General features: G+C 70.9%; 14 protein-coding genes and 3 pseudogenes. 8 read left to right on the forward strand and 9 right to left on the reverse strand.

The genetic code is table 11. The features are described from left to right. Positions 1-63: 63 nt before the first annotated feature. Genes H343_RS0120960 through H343_RS0120970 form a run of 3 tightly spaced genes read right to left on the reverse strand, consistent with a single transcriptional unit; the run spans position 64 to position 3,610 of the window. Positions 64-891 carry an SDR family NAD(P)-dependent oxidoreductase gene (locus tag H343_RS0120960; RefSeq protein WP_486586984.1) on the reverse strand — a complete coding sequence of 276 codons (828 nt, stop codon included), beginning with the start codon at positions 889-891 and terminating at the stop codon, positions 64-66. Further along, complete coding sequence (locus H343_RS0120965) at positions 888-2,387, reverse strand: aldehyde dehydrogenase family protein (RefSeq protein WP_486586985.1); 1,500 nt, start codon at positions 2,385-2,387, stop codon at positions 888-890. The genes H343_RS0120960 and H343_RS0120965 overlap by 4 nt, the downstream gene beginning before the upstream one ends. Then, positions 2,384-3,610, reverse strand: a complete 1,227-nt coding sequence (locus H343_RS0120970; RefSeq protein ID WP_051265643.1) for a M20 family metallopeptidase — start codon at positions 3,608-3,610, stop codon at positions 2,384-2,386. Before H343_RS0120970 ends, H343_RS0120965 begins: the two co-directional genes overlap by 4 nt. A gap of 197 nt (positions 3,611-3,807) precedes the next feature. On the opposite strand from H343_RS0120970, the gene H343_RS0120975 reads away from it, so the two are divergent. After that, a complete protein-coding gene (locus H343_RS0120975; protein ID WP_028432753.1) occupies positions 3,808-4,572 on the forward strand; it encodes a FadR/GntR family transcriptional regulator in 765 nt (254 codons plus the stop codon). Positions 4,573-4,646: 74 nt separating this feature from the next. Here H343_RS0120975 and H343_RS0120980 read toward each other — a convergent pair whose 3' ends face one another. Both H343_RS0120980 and H343_RS0120985 read right to left on the reverse strand, forming a co-directional pair. Continuing rightward, positions 4,647-6,050: an FAD-binding oxidoreductase gene (locus tag H343_RS0120980; RefSeq protein ID WP_028432754.1), complete on the reverse strand. Its 1,404-nt coding sequence runs from the start codon at positions 6,048-6,050 to the stop codon at positions 4,647-4,649. A gap of 90 nt (positions 6,051-6,140) precedes the next feature. After that, positions 6,141-7,376, reverse strand: a complete 1,236-nt coding sequence (locus tag H343_RS0120985) for an aromatic acid exporter family protein (protein WP_028432755.1) — start codon at positions 7,374-7,376, stop codon at positions 6,141-6,143. 152 nt (positions 7,377-7,528) lie between these two features. Here H343_RS0120985 and H343_RS0120990 point away from each other — a divergent pair, with 152 nt between their 5' ends. Together H343_RS0120990 and H343_RS0120995 are read left to right on the forward strand one after the other, a co-directional pair. Beyond that, the gene (locus H343_RS0120990) at positions 7,529-7,963 is read left to right on the forward strand and encodes a hypothetical protein (protein WP_028432756.1); all 435 of its coding nucleotides are present in this window, start codon (positions 7,529-7,531) and stop codon (positions 7,961-7,963) included. A gap of 685 nt (positions 7,964-8,648) precedes the next feature. Beyond that, the gene (locus H343_RS0120995) at positions 8,649-9,395 is read left to right on the forward strand and encodes a transglycosylase SLT domain-containing protein (RefSeq protein WP_037904504.1); all 747 of its coding nucleotides are present in this window, start codon (positions 8,649-8,651) and stop codon (positions 9,393-9,395) included. Positions 9,396-9,493: 98 nt separating this feature from the next. Here the strand turns inward: H343_RS0120995 and H343_RS0121000 are convergent, their stop codons facing one another. Beyond that, on the reverse strand, positions 9,494-11,977 hold the full coding sequence (locus tag H343_RS0121000) for a trypsin-like peptidase domain-containing protein (RefSeq protein ID WP_028432758.1): 2,484 nt from the start codon (positions 11,975-11,977) through the stop codon (positions 9,494-9,496). Between the two features lie 1,010 nt (positions 11,978-12,987). Between H343_RS0121000 and katG the strand changes: the two genes are divergently transcribed. Continuing rightward, a complete protein-coding gene (gene katG / locus H343_RS0121005; RefSeq protein ID WP_028432759.1) occupies positions 12,988-15,216 on the forward strand; it encodes a catalase/peroxidase HPI in 2,229 nt (742 codons plus the stop codon). 198 nt (positions 15,217-15,414) lie between these two features. Here the strand turns inward: katG and H343_RS35340 are convergent, their stop codons facing one another. Continuing rightward, positions 15,415-15,630: a hypothetical protein gene (locus H343_RS35340; RefSeq protein ID WP_158679589.1), complete on the reverse strand. Its 216-nt coding sequence runs from the start codon at positions 15,628-15,630 to the stop codon at positions 15,415-15,417. 438 nt (positions 15,631-16,068) lie between these two features. Here H343_RS35340 and tap point away from each other — a divergent pair, with 438 nt between their 5' ends. Continuing rightward, complete coding sequence (gene tap, locus H343_RS0121010) at positions 16,069-18,183, forward strand: telomere-associated protein Tap (RefSeq protein ID WP_028432760.1); 2,115 nt, start codon at positions 16,069-16,071, stop codon at positions 18,181-18,183. 3 nt (positions 18,184-18,186) lie between these two features. Continuing rightward, positions 18,187-18,744, forward strand: coding sequence for a telomere-protecting terminal protein Tpg (gene tpg, locus H343_RS0121015; RefSeq protein ID WP_028432761.1), 558 nt, complete (start codon positions 18,187-18,189; stop codon positions 18,742-18,744). A gap of 29 nt (positions 18,745-18,773) precedes the next feature. Here tpg and H343_RS36065 read toward each other — a convergent pair whose 3' ends face one another. Then, on the reverse strand, positions 18,774-18,902 hold the full coding sequence (locus tag H343_RS36065; protein WP_486586990.1) for a hypothetical protein: 129 nt from the start codon (positions 18,900-18,902) through the stop codon (positions 18,774-18,776). 51 nt (positions 18,903-18,953) lie between these two features. Beyond that, a pseudogene (locus H343_RS36070) lies at positions 18,954-19,289 on the reverse strand (transposase); the annotation flags it as partial. A 45-nt stretch (positions 19,290-19,334) separates the two neighbouring features. Here H343_RS36070 and H343_RS36075 point away from each other — a divergent pair. Both H343_RS36075 and H343_RS36080 read left to right on the forward strand, forming a co-directional pair. After that, positions 19,335-19,424: pseudogene (locus H343_RS36075) on the forward strand (helix-turn-helix domain-containing protein); the annotation flags it as partial. Further along, a pseudogene (locus H343_RS36080) lies at positions 19,423-19,638 on the forward strand (hypothetical protein); the annotation flags it as partial. The pseudogenes H343_RS36075 and H343_RS36080, both read left to right, overlap by 2 nt. Between the last annotated feature and the right edge of the window lie 364 nt (positions 19,639-20,002).

Genomic DNA, 20,002 nt, shown 5'->3' on the forward strand with positions numbered 1-20,002 from the left:
TTCTGAGGTGCGGCTGATCTCCTCCGCGGCCCCGCGGTGAACGGGCACCGGCGGACGGGGTGTTCACACGGTCGGCTCGTATCGCCCGTCGACCGCCGTCCAGCCCCCGTCGACGGTCAGCACGCTGCCCGTCACGAAGGTCGAGGCGTCCGAGACGAGGTAGGTCACGGCGCCGGCGATCTCCTCCGCGCCGGCCCACCGCTGGAGCGCCGACGCACGGGCGTAGGCGTCGTACCACTCGGGGTCGGCGGCGATCTGGTCCGTCAGCGGGGTACGCACCACACCGGGCGCGACGGCGTTGAACCGCACGCCGCGCGGGCCCCATTCGGCAGCCGCCGTGCGCAGCAGCTGCACCAGCCCCGCCTTCGAGGCGGCGTACACGCTCTGCCCGGCCTCCACCTGGAAGGCCCGCATCGACGCCAGCCCCACGACGCTGCCCCGTCCCCGTTCGGCCATCGCCGGTGCGAAGGCCTGCACGAGCGTCAGACAGGCCCGCAGGTTCAGTGCCAGTACCCGGTCGAAGTCCTCAGGCGTGTAGTCGGTGATCCGCTTGCGCACGTTGGTACCGACTGTCACGACCAGGGCGTCCAGCGTGCCCCACCGCTCCGCGGCCGTCCGCACCGCGTCCGCGTCGAGCACGTCCAGCTCGTGCGGGACGGCTCCTCCGGAGCGCACGCCCGGCGCCGGCGTCTCACCGGCGGCGAGCCGCGCGGTTTCCGCCGCGCCCTCGAAGTCGCGGTCGGCGACCAGCACCTCGGCCCCTTGCGCGGCCAGGGCACGGGCCGACTCCCTGCCGATGCCGCCGGCCCCGCCGACCACCGCCACGCGGCGCCCGTCGAGCCGGAACAGATCCGCGTACCCCACCACCGTCTCCTCCGGTCCGTCCGTCACCGGCGGATCACCGCCATCCGTGTCACCGTCAGCTCCCCGATGGCGAACCGCGGGCCCTCCCGTCCGATCCCGGAGTCCTTCACACCGCCGTACGGTGCGATGTCGCAGCGGTAGCCGGGCACGTCGTTGACCACCACCCCGCCCACCTCCAGCTCCTCGACCGCTTCGAAGGCGGTACCCAGGTCGCGGGTGAAGACCGCCGCGTGCAGCCCGTACCGGCCGGCGTTGACCTGCGTCCAGGCCGCCCGCAGGTCAGGGACGCTGCGCATGCACACGACCGGCCCGAAGATCTCCTCGTCCCAGGCGGGTTCGCCGTCGGGTACGCCGGTCAGCAGCGTCGGCGTCACGCACCGGCCGCTGCGCTCCCCGCCGTGCACGACGCGCGCTCCCGCACGGCGGGCCCGGTCGATCCACGCGCACACGCGGTCGGTGGCCGACTCGTCGATCAGCGCGGCGACTCGCGTCCCTTCCTCGCGGGGGTCACCCACGACGACGTCCGGCAGCCGCGCGGCGATCTTCGCCTCCAGTTCCGCGGCGACCCGTTCCACGGCGATCACCCGCTGTACGGAGATGCACGCCTGCCCCGACGCGTACAGGCCGCCGCGCACCACGGCGTCGGCGGCGGCGTCGAGATCGGCGTCCGCGGCGACCACCAGCGCGGCGTTGGAGCCCAGTTCGAGGACCACCTTGCGGGGCGCGGCCTCCCGCGCTATGCGGTGCCCCACCTCGGCGGACCCGGTGAAGGAGACGGCGGCGACCTGCGGGTGCGTGGTCAAGGCCCGTCCCACCTCGCCGTCCCCGGTGACCATCTGCACCGCGCCGGGGGGTGCGCCGGCCGCGGCCAGCTGTTCGCGCACGAGATGCACGAGCCACAGCGTGGCCAGCGGAGTGGCCGGGGCGGGCTTGACGACGACCGGGCAGCCCGCGGCGATCGCGGGAGCGATCTTGTGCGTGGCCAGCATCATCGGGTAGTTGAACCCGGCGATGCCCACGACGACGCCCACCGGACGGCGCGTGTAGTACCCCGTCATCCCGTCACCGGAGGGCAGCAGGTCCAGCGGCACCGTCTCGCCGTGCACACGGGAGACCTCGTCGGCCGCCGCCTCCCAGGTGGCCACGGCCCGCACCACTTCCGTACGGCAGTCCGCCCTCGGCTTGCCCGTCTCCAGCACGAGCAGGTCCTCCATGGGGGCGGCGACCCCTTCCAGGGCCGAGGCGACACCGCCGAGGACCCGGCGCCGCACCCGCGAGGGCAGCTTCGCCACCCGCCCGCGGACGGCGGCGGCGTGCTCCGCCGCCTGCCGCGCCAGGGCGCCGTCGCCGAGTGGGGCGCGGGCGATCTCGCTGCCGTCGTGGGGGAAGCGGACAGCCTCACGGGCGGCGACGGGCACCCTTTCCTCGCCGACGGGGAGTCCGCCGGTCAGGTCCCGGGGAAGTTCGTCCGGCAGGGCCGCGGGGCGGGCGGCACCGTCCCCGCGGTTCGTCGCAGGGCTCACCGGGCGGCCCCGCCGGTGAGGAAATGCCGTGCCGCGGCGGCGTAGACGCGGGCGTACTCGCCGATCTCGGCCACCTCGACGTACTCGTCCTTCTGGTGCGCGATCCACTTGCCGCCCGGTCCGTAGACCACCGTGGGCAGGCCCGCGTCGCGGGTGAGGATCGTCCCGTCCGTCGTGCCCGGGACCGCGCCGAAGTCCGGGGCGCGGCCGTGTTCGCTCCGGTGCCCGGCCACGACGGCCGCCACGACGGGGTGGTCCTCGTCGGTCTCCACGGCGGGGCGGTCGTCGACCACGGCCAGCTCGACCGTCACGCCGGCGGTGGCGGCGGCCTCCCCGGCCGCCTGCTGTACGCGGCCGATCAGTTCGGCGTGGTCGGTGCCGGGCACCGTGCGCACGTCGACGCCGACCAGGCCGTGCGCGGGGATGACGTTGAGCTGGTCCGGGTCGCCGGCGTGCAGCACGGTGGGTGTGACGGTCACCGACCCGGCGTGCGGGTGGGTGCCGAAGCGCCCGACGGCCCAGTCCTGGACGCCGGCCATGGCCTCGACGATGCGGGCTCCGGCCACGAGCGGCGACCTGGCCTCCTGAGGCATCGCGCCGTGGGCCATCACCCCGGTCATCTCCAGCCGCAGCCGGATGCCGCCGCGGGCGGAGGTGCACACCTCGTACCCCTCGGGCTCGCAGACGATGACACCGTCGACCCGTGCCGCGGCCGGGGAGGCGGCGAAGGCCTTGGCCCCGGACATCATGCCCTCCTCGTCGCACAGCACGCCGAGGACGATCCGCCCGGGGAAGGGGCCCGCCAGCTGGAGCGCCCGCACGCCGTGGATCATCGCGGCCAGGCCGGACTTCATGTCGGCCGAGCCGCGGCCCCACAGCTTGCCGTCCCTGAGCTCGGCGCCGAAGGGGTCGGCGCTCCAGTCCCCGGGGTGGCCTTCGGTGACGACATCGGTGTGCCCCTCGAACATCAGTGTCGGCCCGTCACCGCCAGCGCCCTCGACGACGGCGACGAGGTTGTCCCGGCCCGGCGCCACCGCGGTCACCTCGTGCTCCCAGCCGAACTCGGTGAACAGGCCGGAGAGAAGACGGACGGCCGGGGCCTCGACCTCTGCGGCGCCGGCGTCGTTGACGGTGCGCAGCCGCACCAGGTCGCGTGTGAGGGAGACGGCCGCGTCCGCGTCGACCACGGGGTCGCGCGGCAGGGCACCCGGACTGGAATTCATGGACAACGCCCCTCCGACAGTTCTGGCCAGGAAGCCAGGCGACTGGTCAGACCAGTTGATTTCCCGTACTCTCCAGGCGCGTTCCCGCGTCGGTCAAGAGGGGAGAGCGGCCCGATCCGCCCGGCCTTCCCCCCGGCCACCGAGGGGGAAGCGGCAGGAAACCGGACGTACCGGAACGGAAGAAGAGGGGGAGCACGATGCCCGCTGACGGAGCGCCGTTCCAGCCGGTGCAGCCGATGCGTGCCTACCAGCGGGTCGCGGAGCAGATAGAGGAGCGCATCCTCAACGGCGACCTCCCGCCGGGCTCCCGCCTCCCGGCGGAACGCGAACTCGTCAACCAGTTCGCGGTGGGGCGCTCCACCGTCCGCGAAGCCCTGCGTGTCCTGCAGTCGGCAGGCCTGGTGCGCTCACGCCCCGGCGATCCGCAGGGTGCCGAAGTCCTCGGCGTCACCTCCGACAACCTCAGCCGGACACTGGGCAGGCTGGCCCGCTCCCGGATCTCGACGCTCGGTGAACTGGTGCAGTTCCGCATGGTGCTGGAGGCGGAGAGCAACCGGCTGGCGGCCCGGCTGGCGACACCGGACGACCTGGCGCGCATGGCCGAGCAGATCGAGCACATGGAGGCGCTGGGCGAGGCCGGCCTGCACGCCTTCAGCGAGGCCGACGCCCGCTTCCACCAGGCGGTCGCCGAAGCCAGCGGCAACTCGCTGCTGGGGCTGTGCGCACGTGCCGTGCACGAAGCCGTCGTCGAGGTCATCGAGCAGAAGATCGCGAAGGCCGCCGACGCGTCCGCCTGGATGGAGCGCTCCGTCGCCCACCACCGTCAGGTGCTGGCGGCCATCCGTGACGGTGACGGCGCCCGCGCCGCCCGCCTCGGCCGCCGCGCTCTGTACGACTACTACGCGGACCATGTCGAGGAGGAGACGCGCCGCCTGCTGACCGCCGCGCTGGAGGAGGACTGAGACCGGTCCGCACGGCGGGCCGCGCAGCCCCGGCAGCCCCGGCACTTGGCCGACGGCTCCCGGCGGGCGGCCCCTCAGGCGGCTCGCTCCGCCGCCGGGGCCGGCCTGATGTTGTGGTTGAGGTGGAAGACGTTGCCGGGGTCGTAGCGTGCCTTGACCTCGGCGAGCCGCCTGTAGTTCCCGGGCCCGAACCCGGCGATGACCCGTTCCTCGCCCTCCTGCCCGATGAAGTTGAGATAGACGGCCCCGTTCGCCCACGGCTGCAGGTCCCTGCGCAGGGCACGGGCCCATTCCCGGGAGCGGACGTCGTCGGCGGGGTCGTCCCACAGGCCGAAGGGGTGCGCGACCCAGGGGGCGCCGCGCCAGGGCACCGGATGGTCACCGGTGGCCCGGGAGACCGCCCCTCCCTGCGGGAAGAGCACATGCTGCGACGGGGAGGGGACGACCATGTCGCGGGCGTGGGCGCAGAAGACGTCCACGGCCCGGTCGGGCAGGGAGTCCAGATGCTCCGCCGACCAGTAGTTGCGGTGGCCGGGCGGGTCGTCGAGCATGGACTGCAGCTCGGCGTAGGGAAGTTCGGTGATCATCGCTCCCGCGTGGCCGAGCCGGAGCATCGGGGAGACGGCCTCCCGTGCCTCCCGCTCGGTGCCCGTGAAGGTGATCAGCACGACGCACGCCAGCTTGCCGACGAGATGCCCGGGAACGAAGTCGTCCTCGTCCGCGGTCAGATAGATCAGCCCTCCGCCGACCTCGTCCGGCGCGCGCTCCATGAAGTCGCGGTACGCGCGCAGCACTTCGGGCCCCGCCTCCTCCGGCCAGATCAGCAGCGCGGCGGTCAGGGCGGGCAGCGGATGCAGGCGCAGCGTCAGCGACGTCACGACGCCGAAGTTGCCGCCGCCGCCGTGCAGTGCCCAGAACAGTTCGCTGTGCGTGCGGCTGTCGGCCCGGACACGGCTGCCGTCGGCGGTCACCACGTCCGCGGCCAGGAGGTTGTCGCAGGCCAGGCCGAAGGAGCGCTCCAGCCAGCCGGAGCCGCCGCCCAGCACGAATCCCCCCACCCCTGTGGTCGAGACCCGGCCGCCCGTGGTCGCCAGCGCGTAGGGCTGCGTGGCGGTGTCGAGATCCCTCATGGTCGCGCCGCCGCCCACCCGCGCCGTACGGGCGTCCGGGTCGACGCTGACGCCGTTCATCCGGCGCAGGTCCACCACGAGGCCCCCCTCGGTGGTGGAGCTGCCCGCCACGCTGTGCCCGCCGCCCCGTACGGCGATCTCCAGGCCCTCCTGCTGCGCGTAGCCCACCGCCGCCGCCACGTCGTCCTCGGTGCTGCACAGGGCGATCACCGCCGGACGGCGGTCGATCATGGCGTTGAAGAGGGTGCGGGTCTCGTCGTAGCCGGGATCGGCGGGGGTGAGGAGGGTGCCGGTGAAGCGGCCGCGCAGCGCGGCGAGCTTTGTGCCATCGATCGCGTGGGGTGTCATTTCGTCCCCTTTCCTCACCCTTCGAACGTAACTCTTGGCGCGCGGGCGGTGCAGACCGTTCCCTCCCGCTCCAGCACCCGGAACGCGGCTTCAGCTCTCCCGCCGCCGCCGCGGCGGCGGGCGGCGGAAGGGGATGTGGGAGGCCAGCTTCATCAGGCGGGGGAAGCGGTCGCCGCTCTCGCGGGTGTAGCGGTCGAGCTCCTCCGACAGCCGCCTGTAGCGGTTCTCCACGGCAAGCTCGTCCAGCATGCGGTCGATCTCGGCGAGCAGCGCCCCGTGCAGCTGCCACTGCCGCGGATGGCGCTGGACTCCCGCGAGGAGGAGCCGTGCGATGCGGTCGCGTGACTCGTGGCTGGCGGAGAGCTCCCGCAGCAGGCGGGACTCGGCCCGCTCGGCGTCGTCCGAGTCTTCGGTGGTGATCAGGACGGCGAACGCGTCGACGGCCGCGGCCAGGTGGAGGAAGAGCTCCTGGAGTGCCGCTGCTTCACCGGGCGGGAAGAGGGGCTCGCCCTTCCTGCTCTCGGCGAGGTCGGTGAGAGTGCGGGCCATCACACGCAGGTCGACGGCGCAGATCTCCAGGGTGTCCAGGCCCGTACGCAGGACGACGCGGGAGAGGAGGCCCTCCTTGACGCGGGGATTGAACTTCAGGCTCTCCTCGGCCTGCGCGAGCGAGGCGTCGACCTGGACGACGTCCTGGTCCAGGCGGCGCGCCTCCTGCAGACGGGCCGCGGCGTCCTCGACGTCGGTGTGACCGGCCAGTTCCGCGCCCAGGTGCCGCAGCAGCTGCCGGATGCGTGCGGCCAGGTCCTCGATGGACTCACCCGCCGAGCCCGTCCACACCGGCGGTACGAAGACCACGTTGAACAGCAGCCCCACCACCGCGCCGATGACGGTCTCCACCACCCGGTCCAGCGCCGTCTCCGCCACGCGGCCCACGCTCACACCCAGCACCAGCATCGCGCTGATGGCCACCTCCGGCACGAACTCACCGACCCGCACCAGATGACCGACCGTCAGTGAGGCGAGGATGAGCACGCCCAGCGACCACCAGCTCAGACCCACCAGCGCGCTGAAACCGACGGCGACCAGGACGCCCGCGACCACCGCGTTGACCCTGCGGATGCCCCGCGTCAGCGTGGCGTAGAGCGTGACCTGCACGACGAGCAGAGTGGTCAGCGGAGCCAGCAGCGGGACCCTGGCCTCGCTGAGCCACAGCGCGGCCAGGTAGCTGAGGACGGCGGCCACCGTGGAGCGGGTCGTCTGGACGACCGCGGGCTCGTTGCGGCGTCGGACGAGGCGGGAGACTGCTTCGGGAACCACCGGCACGCGCTGCCCCTTCCCGCCGGGCAGCTGAACGGGGCAGGGATACCCGGCCTGCCACCCGAGTGGCCCGCGTGACCTTCGGGCACACAGCACCGTGCGGGCCCCTGGCCCCGCACGGTCCGCGCACCACCCCGGAGGCGACTACGCTCACCCCCATGGACGTACGAAGCGCAGTGTTCGTAGTACTGAAGGGGCCTGCCGGTAAACGGGATTCCGCCCTGGCCAGGATTCAGAAGGCAGGTATCTTCGCCGACAGGTCCGTGCGCGGCCCGGACATCATTGAGGTGTATTTCCACGGCGGCGACGAGCGCCCCACGCCGCAGGCCATGGACAAGTGCGCCTCCCTGGTGGCGAAGGCCGCGATCGGAACCGACTTCGTCGTCGAGGAGACCGGCACGGGAGAGAGCAACGTCGCCAGACGGCAGCTTCCCCACAACCGTCACACCGGCGAGTGGCTCGGCGTCTTCGTCGACACCGAAGTCCCTCCCCGGCAGCGCGAGGAGCAGCTCGCCGAACTGGCCCGGGCCCACGACATCGCGGTCAGCGACATCGAGCTCCGCGACCCCCAGGTCCAGGTCCCCACTTCCTGATCCCCGGGCGGGCCGCACACCTCGGAGCCGTACGTCCGGCCCCGAACGCGGTTGCCGGGGCTCCGGGCCCGGGGCGGTGCGCCCTTCGCGGACGCCGCCCCGGTTCCCGCACGCCCACGAGCGGGACACCCGTGCCCGCGCAACGCGGCGGTACGGACGCGCAGTTGAGCACGCGCTGCCCCGCGTCATCACATGAGAGCCGGTAGCGCTCCGCTCCGCAGGGACGCCACGGGGCGCAGCCCGCCTGTGCGCAGCCGCTTTTCTGACTTCTTTCGGCCCGAGTTCGCCCCTCGGCCCTCCACGCCCCAGCGTGCCCCCGGTACCCGGGTGCGCCGCCGCCCAGGCCCAGAGCAGGGGCCCGGGCCGCCCGGCCGTCGTCATGCGCGTGCCCTCCCCGCTACGCAGCGTCGGAAGCGGCGCCCCGCCCTGTGAGACGGCCCATAGACCCACGTCACATACGACCTGCCTTAGTGGGCCAGGCCGTTCACGGCGCCATGCCTGGCGGCATCAGACCGGAACCGCCACTGATCTGACCTTTTCAGATAGTACGCCCGACATTTGTTGCTACGGGTCGAGGGCCTTTACCAATGTCAGCGTCGCTGCGCCGAGGAGATCCGAACCCGGCGTCCCCGCCCCCACAGGTGGCTCCCGCGACAAGGCAACGCGAAAGGTACCCGCCATCCCCATGCGTATTTCCGCTCACTCCCGCCTGACCAGGATGCAGAAGACCTCCGCTGTCGGTCTTGCCGCCGCAGCGGGAGCCGTGGCCCTCAGCGCCGGCATTTCGCCCGGCTCGGCCACCGGCGGAGACCAGAGTCCGGCCAAGCCCGCTGTCTCCCAGGCTTCCCACTCCGCCCCGGCCGGTGCGAAGCCCGCCTCCGCACCCACGGGGGATCACGCCACCGGCAAGGAGCAGGCCACGGTGCAGGTCCTCGGCACGAAGGACAAGGCGAAGCAGGAACCGTCAGCCGCCGCTAAGGACCGCCAGGCGCAGGCGGAGGACGAGCGCAAGACCGAGGCCGAGAACAACAGCAAGGCCGCGCAGGAGCGCAAGGCCGAGGCCGCACGGGCGGACAAGGACGCCGCCCGCTCCGCCGAGCGTCCCTCCTACCCCGACAACGTCGACGGCTGGATCAAGGAAGCCCGCTCCATCATGAAGCAGGAAGGCATCCCCGGCTCCCACGAGGGCATCAAGAAGAACATCATCCGCGAGTCCGGCGGCGACCCCGGTGCGGTCAACGACTGGGACATCAACGCCAAGAAGGGCACCCCCTCCAAGGGCCTGCTCCAGGTCATCCAGCCGACCTTCGACCAGTACCACGTGCAGGGCACGAAGGACGAACTGACCGACCCGGTCGCCAACATCGTCGCCGCCTGCAACTACGCGGCGGACCGGTACGGCTCCATGGACAACGTCAACTCCGCCTACTGACACATGGGCGGCCACCGCCCCGGGCGGCAGCAGCCTCCCGACCCGGAGCCGACGAAGGAGTGCGGGCCCGGCACACCCGGGCCCGCACTCGTGCCGTCTCATCCCCGGTTCATGAACACCCACAGGGCGGCGAGCAGCAGGACGACAGGGACTGTGATCATGGTGAACAGCTGCAGAGAGCTCGCATTGTTGGCACGATCCGTGATCGAGGGCTCTGGAGCCCGGGGCGCGTGACGACCCCGCGCCGTCCGCGGAGCCTGCCCCGCCTGCGCGGACCGCGCCGCACCGGCCGCCCAGGAAGGCACCGAAGCCGAAGCGGCAGCGGCGCCACTCACGTCCGGCACCGCGTGAGCCCCGCCGGTGTACCCCGCCGAGCCGCCGGTCCCACTGCCCCCCGGCACGAGAGTCCGACGCCCCCGGTGCTCCCCGGACGAGGCGCCCCCCGGCGCCGCGGCGTCCCCGGCGTCCGGCGCCGTCGCGGCATCCGGAGGCTGCTGATGCTTCCGGCGGGCAGCGGCACTGCCGATCGACTTCAGCCAGATCTCCCGCTCCGGCCCCGAAAGCTGCTCCGCGATCTTGGTGGCCGGGACCGCGAGGACCAGTGGGTGCGAGGCGACCGCGAGGCCCGCACACTCCGCCAGCCGGGGCCGGGAGGCGATGGAGCGGGCGATCACCGCCAGAGACCGCCGCCGCTGCCGGGGGGAGAGGCCGGGAGAGGGGAGCACCTGCGCCAGGAACGCCCCGTCGCTCTCCTCCTCGAGACGGTCGATGAGTTCCCCCGTCAGGGCATCGGGGCCGACGTCCCCGCACGGGCCGCCGTCGAGCGCCGGATAGAGGTCACCCAGTGCACGGCGCAGCTTCACCAGCGTCCCCGGATCCAGCGGGCTGGGACGCGCACGGTGATGGAAGCGCCAGGCCGTCTCGACGACGGAACCGGCCTCCTCCGTGTCCTGTGCCCCCGCCATGCCCTGCAGGGCGACAAGCGCACGCAGGAGCGCCGGGTCGATGCGTCCAAGACCCTCTGTGCCCGGCCCGCCACGCACGTACGCCATCTCGTGGTCGACCAGTGTCGCGGACGCCGGAAGGCCGTCGGTGAGCTCGCCCGGCGAACCGAGCAGCACACTGGCCAGCGCCTCCATGTGTACGGACAGCACCTTGCGGTGTCCCTCGATCACCGTCGCCGGAACGAGCGAACCGGACGCCGGATCGCTCACCGGGGCGGACCTCGCGGTCGCTGCCGCCGCCGCGCGGTCGTCCGCGGCCTGATAGGCGTCCCAGTCGTCCCGCACACCGGCCCGGTGCATCGCCACGATGCGCCTGTTGTAGCTGAGTTCGGCCAGCTCCTGAACCTGGGCGGGAGTGTGGTGCCGGTAGAGCGCGGCAGGGTCCAGCAGGATGTCCGTCCCGCTGATCACCGCCTCGTGACGGGCACGCAGCCGGTCCCACCACCCACCCGTGGAATCGGCGAGCAGCAGCACACGTATCCGCAGCCCCGGCGCCCGGTGTCCCGACAGCGCGGTCAGCACAGCCTCGACCTGCTCCAGGCGGGAATCCGCCTGATCGACCACGATCAGCGCGGGCCGTGTCAGATACCGGAACATCCCGTACGCGGGGGGCTGCTGAGCCGGTGTCTCGGAGAGGAAACCGGCGGTCCAGGGAACATCAGGACCGTCCGGCGCGTACTCCGACTCGGGCCGCCGCTCGGACAGACGCCGCACCAGCTCCACGCCCAGCCGCGTCTTGCCCACCCCGCTGTTGCCCTGCACGACCGCCACGTCCACGGCCCGCGGGCCACCGCACCAGTCGGAGAGCGCACTCATCTCCGCGTCGAGACCGACGAAGTCGACGACCTCCGAGCGTGGACAGAGCAAGTACGAGGCCGCCGCGACAGGTTGAGGCAGCCCGTCGAAGAGCCCGTCCAGATCGGCCGCCTCCAGCCGCGGCCGTGCCCCCGACGCCTCGCCCACGATGTCGCAGAACCCGCGGTCCTCCAGCAACTGCCGCGCGGGAACGGCCTCCAGCCAGCCGTGGTCCCCACCGGCCGGAACATGGGTGACCATCCCCATCAGCAGGTCGGAGCAGAAGACCGCCGCCCCGGACATGCCCTGCCACGCGGGGGACTCCAACTCGCGCACGAACGGAGGCGGCCGGCGGTCGAGTTGCAGGCCATATGTACGGGAAGTGCTGTCGACGACGTCGATGCGCACCGGCGCCCCGTGCAACTCCCGGTAGGCTCCGCCGTTTTCATCGACGCCGGTTCCGCTGCCGCGTATCGCCGCCTGCGGAACACCCACCGCCGAACACTCCGGCGCCACCTCCGGTTTCGTACAGGTCAGTTCGCCCCACCGCACGGGCCCGAACTCCTGCCCGAGATCCCGCGGGCGGCACCTCAGCAACGCGGTGTCCCCACGCCGCCACGCCACCTCCGCCGGAGCCTGAGGCCACTCCGAACCTCCGCCCAACACCCGTACGAGACGCGGCTCATGGCTCGATCCGTCGAACTGCTCCACCACACTGCGGGCGGTCAGGATGACGCCCGGGGCGACCACGCAGCCCACACCCGCACGACCCGCGTACTCCACTGAAACTGCGCGATTCCACACCGGTGTGCCCCCTACGAAACCGGCTGACCGTCGGGGGCCTGCCCGGCCCGACGCTGGTCAGCGAACCTTCTGCGGTCCATCCCCGTGGAGCGTGAGCCACTCTGCCGGCCGGAGAACAGCCCGGTCCGCCGCGGCCCTTCGTGATCGAAGGCTTCTGCCGACGGACCCATTTGTCCCCCTGGGCGGGTTGACTCACGCATCTCAGCCAGTCCGCTGCGCCCCGGGACTCCTCCATGGTCGGCGGAGAGCTTCAGCGTCGCGGAGCGCTGAATGTGACGACGGTGTGCCCATGGGTGCACCGAAGCCGGGGATCGCAGTCACAGCTCTACCACCTTCTTCTGCCGCGGTGGTGCGCACGTGCGAACTTGGACAACTCAACTCCCGGCCCTTGACGCGCTGGACGTCCGCTTTCGCTGCAACCGGACCCGAATATCAGGCTTTGCGCGTGGCGCGGGGCGGGGACGGCGCCTGAGGGATGCCCTGCACGGTGGCTTCCCCGGTCGTCGGCCGACTACGGCGGAAACTGCTCGCCGGTGACTAGGGTGCGGCTGTGACGACTGCCGTGTGGGACCTGGCTGGTGCAGGGGTGGTGCGGTTTGCCCCGAGCCGGCCGGTCCCGCAGCGGATCGCTGGCAGTGGGGCAGTCAGCGGCAGCGGCTCCGGTGGCACCGCACTTCCGGCTGCCCGCGAACCCCGTGGAGGCGAGGGCCGCGCCGGGGCGGGTGTGGCTGGGTGTGGCCGGGTGCGGCGCCGGAACGTGTGGTGGCAGGCCCGTCACCGGGGTCTGTCAGTGTTTGTGGACGGTCCGGCCGCTCCGGGGCCGGGAACTGATCTGCGAGAGCGTTCGCGGGTCTGCTTCGGCCGGTTCTCTGCGTCCGGTGGCCGTGTTCCGCGTGCGGCGTGGTTCCGGTCCCCTGGCAGGGCTTGTGCCTGGCTGCTTGGCCGTATGTAGATTCTGACCAACTCTGAATCCGTGTGGAAGGATTTCTGTGTCTGAGAACCACGATGCCGTCGTTGAAGAGGCCAGTACGGAGAGTGGGGGTGGCTGTCCGGTCGTGCACGGCCGTGCTCCGCATCCGACTCAGGGAGGCGGGAACCGGGGCTGGTGGCCGGAACGTCTCAATCTGAAGATCCTCGCGAAGAACACGCCTGTGGCCAGTCCCATGAGCGAGGAGTTCGACTACGGTGAGGCGTTCGAGTCTCTGGATCTGCCCGCAGTGAAGCGGGACATCGCGGAGGTGCTCACCGACTCGCAGGAGTGGTGGCCGGCCGACTTCGGCCACTACGGCCCTTTCATGATCCGCATGGCCTGGCACAGTGCGGGCACCTACCGCATCAGTGATGGCCGTGGTGGCGCCGGCGCGGGGCAGCAGCGCTTCGCGCCGCTGAACAGCTGGCCGGACAACGGGAACCTGGACAAGGCCCGCCGGCTGTTGTGGCCCGTGAAGAAGAAGTACGGCCAGAGGCTGTCCTGGGCGGATCTGATGATTCTCGCCGGGAACGTGGCGCTGGAGTCGATGGGTTTGAAGACGTTCGGTTTCGCAGGCGGCCGTGAGGACGTCTGGGAGCCGGATGAGGACGTCTACTGGGGTCCGGAGTCGACATGGCTGGGTGATGAGCGCTACAGCGGTGACCGTGAGCTGGAGGTACCTCTGGCCGCGGTTCAGATGGGTCTCATCTACGTCAACCCCGAGGGCCCCAACGGCAATCCGGATCCGGTCGCCGCGGCCCGTGACATCCGGGAGACGTTCGGCCGCATGGCGATGAACGACGAGGAGACCGTCGCGCTGATCGCCGGCGGGCACACCTTCGGCAAGACCCACGGTGCGGCTCCTGACAGCCATCTCGGCCCTGAACCCGAGGCGGCGGGACTGGAGTTGCAGGGCCTGGGCTGGAAGGGCGGCCATGGCACCGGCAAGGCCGGTGACGCGATCACCAGCGGGCTTGAGGGTATATGGACGGATACCCCGATCACGTGGGACAACAGCTTCTTCGAGATCCTCTTCGGCTATGAGTGGGAGCTGACGACCAGTCCCGGCGGGGCACACCAGTGGCAGCCGAAGGACGGCGCCGGTGCGGGCACCGTCCCCGATGCCCACGACCCGGCGAAGAAGCATGCTCCGACGATGCTCACGACCGATCTCTCCCTGCGCATGGATCCGGTCTACGAGCCGATCGCGCGCCGGTTCTTGGGCGACCCCGGTGCTTTCGCGGACGCGTTCGCCCGTGCGTGGTTCAAGCTGACCCACCGCGACATGGGGCCGGTCAGCCGCTACCTCGGTCCCGAGGTGCCGGATGAGACGCTGATCTGGCAGGACCCGGTCCCCGCCGTGGACCACGAACTCATCGGGGCCGGGGACGTTGCCGTCCTCAAGGAGGAGATCCTCGCTTCGGGGCTGTCGGTCTCCGAGCTGGTCTCCACCGCGTGGGCGGCCGCCTCCTCCTTCCGGGGCAGTGACAAGCGTGGTGGGGCCAATGGAGCGCGTATCCGTCTGGAGCCGCAGAACCGCTGGGAGGTCAATAATCCCGATCGGCTCGCGAGTGTCCTGGACAGGCTGGAGACGGTTCGGGAGGCATTCAACTCCCGTGGCGGAGGCGGGGAGGTCTCGCTCGCGGATGTCATCGTTCTGGGTGGCTGCGCGGGTGTCGAGCAGGCCGCCGAGAGGGCCGGCTACTCCGTCGAGGTCCCTTTCACGCCGGGACGCACCGACGCGACGGCTGAGCAGACGGACGTGGAGTCCTTCGAGGCTTTGGAGCCGGCTGCTGACGGTTTCCGCAATTACCTCGGGAAGGGCAACCGTCTTCCGGCCGAGTATCTCCTCATCGACCGGGCGAACCTTCTGACTCTGAGCGCGCCGGAGATGACGGTGCTCGTCGGCGGGCTGCGTGTGGTGGGTGCGAACTTTGACGGTTCTTCACTCGGTGTGCTGACGGCCACTCCTGGCTCGTTGACCAACGATTTCTATGTGAATCTGCTCGACATGGGCACGCAATGGGAGGCGGTGTCCGAGGCTGCCGAGGTCTATGAGGGCAGGGACACCGTCACGGGTGAGGTGAAGTGGACCGGCAGCCGTGTGGACCTCCTTTTCGGCTCGAACTCCGAGTTGCGGGCCCTGGCGGAGGTGTATGCGTGTGATGACGCGGGTGAGAAGTTCGTGCGGGACTTCGTCGCGGCTTGGGAGAAGGTCATGAACCTCGACCGGTTCGACCTGGCCTGAACAGGGTCGTCCGGGCCGGTGCTCAACTGCCGGCCCGGACGCCTGTGGGGGTGCAGCGGCCGTCAGGACGTTGCCCGGGGTGGTGTCTTGGTGAGGGGGCTGCGGTAGCGGGTGCGGCGTATGCGTTCGCTGATGTTGTTGTCATCGTAATGGAGTTGGGCGTCGGTTTGGTCGTGCCTGTCTTCGCTGGTGGGGTCTTCAACCACAGTGGCGGCGGTACATGACTGCACTGGACTCGTGAGTTCGCTGCTGAGTTCCCACGCCTGGGCAGCTGGCCCAGCACACCTTGTTGGCGGCCCGCCCGGCCTCGCCGGGGGCGAACTGGTAGGCGTGACCGAACGAGCGGGCGGAGGTGTCCAGCAGTCGCCGGTAGGCCTCCGGGCGGTCCTCGTTGTCCAGCCGGGGCACGCTCACGGGCCGGTGCCGTCCGATCTAAGCGCTGGCCACGCTGCCCGTGGCCTTGACGCCGGCAGCGGCATTGTCCGGCGGTATGAAGGTCATGCCCGCTTCTGCCACCCGGCGGGACCGGTGTCGGCGGGATGCCGCAGCAACTGGATCAGCAAGCCGCCCCATAGGCGGTGCCTGTCAGGTTGCGCTGCAGCGTCAAGGCGTCGCCGTCGGGCACAGCGGGGTCCGCCAAGGGTTCTCGCCTCTTGCCGAGTCCGGGAAGCTGTCGGACAGCAACGACGCCCGATTTGTGTGACGTGTACTCAGACTGGCCGCTGTGCCATGGGGATAGGCAATGGAGCCCGGCAGGTGACGCTCGACCGGTGTCCGCGTTCGAAAATGGTTAAACGGAAGGATAAATATTAGGATAATCAATGTTAGAGTGAGGGCACGGAAGGAGCTCTCATGGCATCTGAGGAAGAGCTGTTCGCGAACGTTGACGCGCTGCTGGAGGAGGAGCCTCAGCTCCCGCCCCCGGAGGAGCGTGCCCGGTTGCGTGAGGCTGCCGGCATTACCCAGGCCCGCCTCGCACAGGCCCTGAAGTCGACCGTGCAGACGGTGAAGAACTATGAGAACGGCCGCTCCGAGCCGAAGCAGCCGCGCCTGGAGGCCTACCAGCGGTTGCTGAAGGGATGGGCGGCGAAGTACCCGGCTCACGCAGCTCCCGCCGCCCCGGCCCCCGTGCCGCAGCCCGCTCCGGCATCACAGACCGTGACAAGCCCGGGCGCGCACGAGACCGCCGGGAGCCGGACCGCAGCACATCCCCCGGCCGTGCAGGCCGCGCCGGAGCGTCCCGCCGGTCCGGCCGCGGCGTCGCGCCGCCCGGCCCGCAAACGAGTCGTACCGAACATCGCGACCGCGCCCTACCAGCACGGCCCGCTCGCCGTGCTGGACGGCGACGGCTCGGCGTTCGGCATCGAGGGCATCGTGCTGGACTGCCCGGCCACCACGGTGCCGGAGCTGGTGGAGTGGACCCTCAAGGAGTCCCGCCTCGGTGCGCCGAAGCTCAACCGGTACGGCAAGGACTCCGACCCGCTGATCGTGCTCACCGCCGCGGCCGCCGTGAAGCTCGGACTGCCCGAGCGCCTCGAGGGCCATGAACAGCGCCGCTCCCTGCGCCTTCCCGAGGACCACCCGGTCCTCAAGCAGATCGCCAAGGCCCGCTGGCAGCTGACGCAGCGCGGGTTCGGCCCCTGGGCGCGGATCTACCGCAAGGCCCAGGGCCGCGAGCGGCAGTGCGTGCAACTGGCGATCCTGCCCTGGGACGCCCTCGATGAGCGGTCCTGGCCCGGCGTGGCCGAGATGGAGCCGGCCGACATCGCCCGCGTCCTGGGCGTCTACGCGACCCGGGTCATCACACCACGCGGCTCCACCGCCGTCTCGGGCCTGGAGCTGATGACGGCGCTGCGCCCGCCGACCAAGGCCGTGCGGGACGAAGCGACCGGGAACTGGGTGCCGGGCCACAATCCGGGATCGCTGGGGACGGAGCCGATGGACCCGGCGCCACCGGAGGCCACACCGGAGCACCCCGTGGTGGTCAACTCCGGCTGGAGCGGCGGCTTCCTGGACGAAGAGGCCTACCAGTGGGTGCGGCCGGTGGACACACTCTCCGATGAGGAGTGCACGCTGCCCTTCGCGGTCGGCCTGGACCTCAACACCGCCTTCCTCGCCGCCGCGGCCCGCCTCGTGGTGGGCCTGAGCGCCCCGGACCACTTCCACGCCCCGCAGTTCAACCCGAAGATCCCCGGCAGCTGGTACGTGGACCTCTCCCGCATCGAGTTGGACCCCCGGCTGCCCAGCCCGTTCACACCGGACGGCACCCGCCCGGCGGGCCCGGCCTGGTACCAGACCCACACCGTCGCCTACGCCCAGGAACTCGGGCACGACGTCCACCCGATCGAGGCGTACCTGCGCCGCGAGACCGGCGCCTACCTCGACCCCTGGCACGACCGCCTCAAGACCGCCTATCTCGACACCCTCGCCGACCTCGGCGTCACCAAAGACCTGACCGACCGCCAGTTCCTCGACGCGATGGAGCAGCACAAGCAGACCGATCCGGCGATGGCCGCCGTCCTCGCAGCCATCAAGGCCACGGTCAAGGGCGGCGTCGGCAAGCTCCGCGAGCGCCCGCAGGGGCGGCACTACAAAGAGGGCGAAGCGTGGCCCGCTCTCCAGCGGCCGACCTGGCGCCCCGACATCCGCGCCGCCGTCATCTCCAAAGCCCGCGTCAACATGCACCGCAAACTGCGCAACATGGCCGCGATGACAGGCCTGTTCCCCCTCGCCGTGCTCTCCGACTGCGTCGTCTACCCGAGCCCCGGCGACAGCCCGCTGGACTTCCTGCCCTACGCCACATCCGGCAAGGCCCAGCCGGGCGCTTTCCGCCTCGGGCCCACCCCGGGCCTGGCCAAGCTGGAAGGCGTCCAGTCGATGCTGTGGGCGGTCGACCTGATGGAGCACAGCCTCAACCCGGCCCGCCACATCAAGGGCGGCGACGCCGTCCTGGACGAAGGGGAGTAGACCGTGGGGGAGATCGAGGACGCCATCGAGCGTGCCGACCGGGAAGCCTTCACCCGCCAGCCGCCGAAGACGTTGAAGGGCCAGATCGGCTACCTGCTCAAGCAGTTCGGCAGCGCCAGGGCCGTCGCGGCCGAGATCGGAGTCACCGCCGACAGCGTCAACCGCTACCGGCGCGGCGCCCGCAAGCACGCCCGCGCCGACGTCGCCGCCAAAATCGACGACGTGGTACGGGCCCGCTGGCAGCCGCGGGTACGCAAACGCCGGCAGCACCAGGCCGCCGCCACGGGCGGGATCACCGTGGAGACGAGGGCCCGCTTCGGATACACCGCCCCGGTCGGCTCGACCGACGACGGCCGCTTCCGGCGACTGACCGTGCACCTCCCCGCCACGTACGCGCAGCGTCTCTTCGACGCCCGCAACACCGGCGCCAGCGACCAGGAAATGCGCGGGATCATCGCCGAAGGCTTCAAAGACGTCTATTTCCAGGACAGCGGAGGACGCGCCCTGGGCCTGTCGGACGTCGCAATCAACGACATCGACTACATGGATTTCGACTTCTGAAAGGAGGAATCCATGACCGCCGCATTCGCTCAGCGGCTCCTCATCAGCGACCCGAGCGACTCGGAACACGCGACCACACTGGCGCCGTAGACCTCGGCCAGGTGGGCTGATATCTCCCCGTGGGTCAGGCCCTTCGCGGACAGGCGGGGCTGCTGCACGGGTTGGTGACAGTCTGACCTGCCCCACCGTTTGGGCTCCAGTCTCGGTGACTAACTGACGGCCGGGATGGTGTGTTGTTCGGAGAGTAGTTCGTACCCGGTGGGGGTGCGGTAGCCGAGTGCTGAGTGTCGTCTCTGGCGGTTGTGGAAGACCTCGATGTACTCGAAGATCGCGTTCGCCAACTCGACCCGGGTCTTCCATCGTTTGCGGTTCAACAGCTCGATCTGCATCGAGGACCAGAAGCTCTCCATCATCGCGTTGTCCAGGCCGTCTCCGACCGTGCCGAACGATGGCAGGAGTCCGGCGGAGCGGATTCTTTCCCCGAAGACCCAGGAGGTGAACTGGGTGCCGTGATTGGCGTGCACGATCCCGCCTGGTTCGGGGCGCACGGCTGGGAGGGCCAGCGCTGGACACTGGCGCGGGTCAAGACCGTGATCGGCCGGCGCTTCCACCTGACTTACACGATCCAGGGCGTGCGCAAGCTCCTGATCCGCAACGGCTGGGCCTGCCTGGCCTGCCAGGTCCCACCCCGACGCGCAATGGAGCGCAACGACGACGCGGTTGCCGGGTGGGTCAAGGAGGTGTGGCCCTGCGCGGAAGACTCGCGGCGGCCCGTGGAACCTGGCTCGTGTTCGAGGACGGAGCGCACTCGAGCTCCGGCACCGAGTGCGGGCCAGGGCCGAGGACCGCATCAGAGCCGCCCGTTCGGCCGGCCTGCGCAACCTGTCCCTGCACGGCCAGCTGGACAAGCACGACGCCCCGGTCCCGCCACCCCGGCCCGGTGCCCCGCGGAAGTACCGCGGCCAGGGCACGGGTGAGTCCGACACGGTCGGCGACCTTCCTCAGCAGTGCCACCCCCGCGTGCCCGAGGAGACGCTTGCCGTCGGCCCTCACGCCAAGCCGGTGATCCCATTCGGTAGCCTGCACCTGTTGGGTGCCTCTTCCTCGCGACGGTTTTGATCTAGGCAATTCAGATCATCGCAGGTGAGAGGCGCCCTTCTTCTGTCAGGGCATCAGATCGCTGCCGTAGCTGAATACATGAGGTTGGTCGTCGCCGGTCCTCGGGGAGAGCAGCGGGGCCGGGGTGCAAGCCCACGGG

This window comes from Streptomyces sp. TAA204 (assembly GCF_000424965.1).

What these genes read in the sequence shown, in the direction of transcription:
- tap (WP_028432760.1), top strand. Translation starts at nt 16,069, where the DNA reads ATGGCATCTGAGGAAGAGCTGTTCGCGAACGTTGACGCGCTGCTGGAG.
- H343_RS0120995 (WP_037904504.1), top strand. Translation starts at nt 8,649, where the DNA reads ATGCGTATTTCCGCTCACTCCCGCCTGACCAGGATGCAGAAGACCTCC.
- H343_RS0120990 (WP_028432756.1), top strand. Translation starts at nt 7,529, where the DNA reads ATGGACGTACGAAGCGCAGTGTTCGTAGTACTGAAGGGGCCTGCCGGT.
- H343_RS0120970 (WP_051265643.1), bottom strand. Translation starts at nt 3,610, where the DNA reads ATGAATTCCAGTCCGGGTGCCCTGCCGCGCGACCCCGTGGTCGACGCG.
- H343_RS0120980 (WP_028432754.1), bottom strand. Translation starts at nt 6,050, where the DNA reads ATGACACCCCACGCGATCGATGGCACAAAGCTCGCCGCGCTGCGCGGC.
- H343_RS0120975 (WP_028432753.1), top strand. Translation starts at nt 3,808, where the DNA reads ATGCCCGCTGACGGAGCGCCGTTCCAGCCGGTGCAGCCGATGCGTGCC.